General features: G+C 64.2%; 2 protein-coding genes and 1 rRNA gene. All 3 read left to right on the forward strand.

The window, feature by feature from the left end; genetic code table 11:
* Nucleotides 1-94 (forward strand): 16S ribosomal RNA (locus tag Q322_RS0119960); the annotation flags it as partial.
* A 599-nt stretch (nt 95-693) separates the two neighbouring features.
* Entirely contained in the window at nt 694-1218 is a 525-nt protein-coding gene (locus Q322_RS0119965) for a hypothetical protein (protein ID WP_029479587.1), read from the forward strand.
* 10 nt (nt 1219-1228) lie between these two features.
* Entirely contained in the window at nt 1229-1852 is a 624-nt protein-coding gene (locus tag Q322_RS0119970) for an amidophosphoribosyltransferase (protein ID WP_029479588.1), read from the forward strand.
* Nucleotides 1853-1961: the final 109 nt, after the last annotated feature.

Consider the following 1961-nt stretch of genomic DNA (forward strand, 5'->3'; position numbering starts at 1 on the left):
AGCTTTACGGCAGGCGTCTAGGCTGTGGTACATGACTGGGGTGAAGTCGTAACAAGGTAACTGTACCGGAAGGTGCGGTTGGATCACCTCCTTTAACAGGTCACATTCTTCAACACTAGATGCGTTCATAAGCGCTCCAAAACCATCATGGTTTTGGAGCGCTTTCTTCGTTGTTGTTCACGGCAATTACGATTGGGCAGTAACAGGGTATCTTACGGCCACTGCGTTTTCTTCTTAAGCTCGGCATTACACAAAGAATTATGCTTGGTCTTGATGGGGTGGTATCGTCCGTGGACGTGTTGGCGGACGAAAGCGGCGGGATCAACCGTGATCAGCGCCAGTAGACAGTGCATTCCGCCGCCGCTTTGCAGATCTCGGAGTGCTGGAGCTGGCATGTCGTGGTGTGGTGTGGTGGTTGCGGACGCGGACGCCGCCGTGCGGCACTCGGATGAATATGTCCCAGCAGCAGATGCATCTGGCTCAAAGGACTGTTGCTCTGGGCTACTGCCCGTCCAGTCCATTTGATCGTTCTGCCCGTGCCGTGTGCGCGGCTCACATCGCTTGCGCCGCACCGCCTGTTCCGCTAGCCGACAGCTCGGGTAGAGGCGGAAACAAAATTCCATGAAGGACACAGGTCGGGCAACCGCACCAAAGTCACCATACAGGCCACCCTGGGCCCGCTAGACTTGAACCATGAGCGGTGTGTCGGTATCGGAGATGTTGCGCGAATATCAGGGCTACGTGCTGGCCTACCGTCTGCGCGCCGCCGTGGGGGGCCGGGTCACGCCGGGCGGCGAGCAACTGAGCCTGCCTGAATACGCCGCTACCCGCATCGAGCGCCAGGACCTGGCCCGAAGTCTGATCAAGCAAGGACTGGATGCCGAGCGGATGCGGCGGCTGGATAAATTGTCTGACACATTGATGTTCGGCTTCTGGCTTAATCCCGCCGAGGTGGCGGCCTTTCTGCGCGCCGCCATCTATGAGGGCAGTCACCCGGCGCTGGGCCACCCAGACGCCTTCGCTGCGCTGCTGACTGCCAGCGAGCGTTCGCGGCTGGGCGACAGTGGGGTACAGCAGGTCTGCGCCCACCACCTGGCCTGTCTGACCCTGGCCGCCCCGATGCTGGACCCGGACGGCCTATCGCGCGCCTGGCAGCGCATCGAGGACACCATGCCGCCGCTGTTTCTGGACGAACTGGTGGCCACCGGCGCGGCGTGACGGGAACCCCGTGCTAGCCGGACTGTGGCGAACCCTGCTGCCCCGCGCTTGCCCTGGCTGCGGCGCGCAACTGGGCGCGGAGGTAGGGCTGTGCCGCGCGTGCCGGGCCGGACTCCATGCCCGCGTCGAGTCGCATAGCCCGCTGCGCCCGCACCCAGAGCCGCATCTGCTCACGCTGGGCCGTTACCGGGGCGTGGGCCGCCGCGCCGTCCGTGCTCTGAAATTCGGCGGCGCGCGTGATCTGGCTGGAGTGCTGGGACAGGCGCTGGCCGCTGGCGTCCCGCCGGACTGGGACGTCGGCGCGGTGGTTCCTGTGCCGCTGCACCCATCCCGCCAGCGCCAGCGTGGCTACAATCAGGCCGAACTGCTGGCCCGCGAAGTGGCCCGTCACCTGCAAATTCCCTGCGTGGACGCCCTGAGCCGCACCCGCGCGACGCGCCAGCAGGCCCGGCAGCACGCCGCCGGACGTTACGAGATGGCCGGGGCGTTCGCAGTCAAGACAGGAAGGCTTCCCTCTGGTCCCCTGCTGCTGGTCGACGACGTGATGACATCCGGCAGCACGCTGCAAGCCTGCCAGGACGTCCTGCACGCGGCGGGCGCGGCGGAGATTTACATCGCCGTGATCGCCCGCTGAATCGCTTCAATTTCATACGGACTCCGATTGGAAGGTGTTGGAAACACCTGGAAATCCGAGGGGGCGTCCAAGCATCCTCATGGGCGCTGCTCTGGACAAGACAGCGAGC

The organism is Deinococcus frigens DSM 12807 (assembly GCF_000701425.1).
GTDB lineage: Bacteria > Deinococcota > Deinococci > Deinococcales > Deinococcaceae > Deinococcus > Deinococcus frigens.

What these genes read in the sequence shown, in the direction of transcription:
- Q322_RS0119965 (WP_029479587.1), top strand. Translation starts at nt 694, where the DNA reads ATGAGCGGTGTGTCGGTATCGGAGATGTTGCGCGAATATCAGGGCTAC.